General features: G+C 54.8%; 2 rRNA genes (1 of these 2 cut by a window edge). Both read left to right on the top strand.

Annotated elements, in window-relative coordinates:
• Positions 1-1,651, top strand: a 23S ribosomal RNA gene (locus HRU92_RS12325); it begins 1,072 nt to the left of the window's first position.
• A gap of 124 nt (positions 1,652-1,775) precedes the next feature.
• Positions 1,776-1,891, top strand: a 5S ribosomal RNA gene (gene rrf, locus HRU92_RS12320).
• The last annotated feature ends 609 nt before the right edge of the window (positions 1,892-2,500 follow it).

Genomic DNA, 2,500 nt, shown 5'->3' with positions numbered 1-2,500 from the left:
AAGCGTTCCTGCGGCGAAGATGTAACGGGTCTAAAACTATCCACCGAAGCTTAGGGTTTGCACGTTTACGTGCAAGCGGTAGCGGAGCGTTCCGTAAGCCTGCGAAGCGGTACCTGTGAGGGGCCGTGGAGGTATCGGAAGTGCGAATGATGACATGAGTAGCGACAAAAAGTGTGAGAGACACTTTCGCCGAAAGTCCAAGGGTTCCTGCGCAATGCTAATCAGCGCAGGGTTAGTCGGCCCCTAAGGTGAGGCAGAAATGCGTAGCCGATGGGAATCACGTTAATATTCGTGAACCAGATGGTAGTGACGGATCGCGCAGGTTCGTATCCCCTTATTGGATTGGGGGTGCGATGAGCCGGTTCCTGGAAATAGCTCCATCGATATTGACCGTACCCTAAACCGACACAGGTGGACTGGTAGAGTATACCAAGGCGCTTGAGAGAACTATACTGAAGGAACTCGGCAAATTGCACGCGTAACTTCGGGATAAGCGTGACTTCCCAGCGGGCAACCGTTGTGGAGTGGCACAAAAGAGGGGGTGGCGACTGTTTACTAAAAACACAGGGCTCTGCGAAGTAGCAATACGACGTATAGGGTCTGACGCCTGCCCGGTGCCGGAAGGTTAAATGGAGAGGTGCAAGCTTTGAAATGAAGCCCCGGTAAACGGCGGCCGTAACTATAACGGTCCTAAGGTAGCGAAATTCCTTGTCGGGTAAGTTCCGACCTGCACGAATGGCGTAACGACTTCCCCACTGTCTCCAGTATAGACTCAGCGAAATTGAATTCCCCGTGAAGATGCGGGGTTCCTGCGGTCAGACGGAAAGACCCCATGCACCTTTACTATAGCTTTACGCTGGCATTTGTGTCGGCATGTGCAGGATAGGTGGTAGGCTTTGAAGCCAGGGCGCCAGCTCTGGTGGAGCCGCAAGATGAGATACCACCCTTATCGTCATAGATGTCTAACCGCGGCATAACAGTGTCCGGGACAGCGTATGGTGGGTAGTTTGACTGGGGCGGTCGCCTCCCAAAGAGTAACGGAGGCGCGCGATGGTGGGCTCAGAACGGTCGGAAATCGTTCGCTGAGTGCAATGGCATAAGCCTGCCTGACTGCGAGACTGACAAGTCGAGCAGAGACGAAAGTCGGTCATAGTGATCCGGTGGTCCCGCGTGGAAGGGCCATCGCTCAACGAATAAAAGGTACGCTGGGGATAACAGGCTGATAATGCCCAAGAGTCCATATCGACGGCATTGTTTGGCACCTCGATGTCGGCTCATCACATCCTGGGGCTGGAGCAGGTCCCAAGGGTATGGCTGTTCGCCATTTAAAGTGGTACGTGAGCTGGGTTTAGAACGTCGTGAGACAGTTCGGTCCCTATCTGCCGTGGGTGTAGGAATATTGAGAAGAGCTGACCCTAGTACGAGAGGACCGGGTTGGACGAACCTCTGGTGGACCTGTTGTGGCGCCAGCCGCATTGCAGGGTAGCTAAGTTCGGACGGGATAACTGCTGAAAGCATCTAAGCAGGAAGCCTCCTTCAAAACGAGTATTCCCTTGAGAGCCGTGGAAGACCACCACGTCGATAGGCCGGGTGTGGAAGCGCAGCAATGTGTGAAGCTTACCGGTACTAATAGCTCGATTGGCTTGATCGTTCTCATTAATCAATGTCCGCATTGATCTGACGATCGCTCAGAAATACACCACCAACGCTTCTTGCATGGGAAAGCGTTGGAACAACAAACATTAACCAGATCTTCACCATCCGTTTTTCGCTGACCTGGTGGTTCTTGCGAAGCGCCCAAGACCCGATCCCATCCCGAACTCGACCGTCAAATGCTTCCGCGCCAATGGTACTAAGTCTTAAGGCTTGGGAGAGTAGGTCGCTGCCAGGTCTGCCAAAAACGGATGTCTCAATACAATCTCGAAAACAAAAGCCCCGCACTCAGAAATGAGGCGGGGCTTTTTCGCGTTCATGGCAATGAAGCAGGGGGGAGGGAAGAGGGAACAGGCTGGCTTTGACAGCCGCTATAGCACCCGAGCTGAGGGAGGAAGTCCGCGGCTACGCACTTCTCCGCGGGAGTTTGGTTGTCGTGACCCGTTGCCAGCCGTAAGAATCCAGGTGCCACCAAAGCCCCGCCGTGCCCAAAATCGCACCGCAGTTCCGCTAAAGGGCTCGTCGGACCGCCCCGCAACCTCATTTGCTTTCCTTTGCTCGTTCATCATCGCACCCGGCTGTCGCAAGGGCCCTCAGCGCTTCCTAGTGCAGTTGGCTGCTGCGTCGAGCGGCACGCCCCCCAGAGCGGTTGCTATCGTCCTTCAGCTCTCTAGCGATAAGGCGGGTGTTCGCACCAAATTAACTGGGCCGGCATTTTGAACGCCGGCCGCGATGCAGGGTGTCCCTCGTTCAAGAGCTTGGCTGGTCTGGCTTGTGCCTCAAAGTGTTTGAAAAGGGTTACATTGCTCGATCGTTCTCTCAGTGGACTGGCGCGCACCACGAGCAA

The sequence above is a fragment of the Devosia sp. 1635 genome, assembly GCF_013185955.1.
Taxonomy (GTDB): domain Bacteria; phylum Pseudomonadota; class Alphaproteobacteria; order Rhizobiales; family Devosiaceae; genus Devosia.
This window is presented reverse-complemented; position numbering and strand designations above follow the sequence as displayed.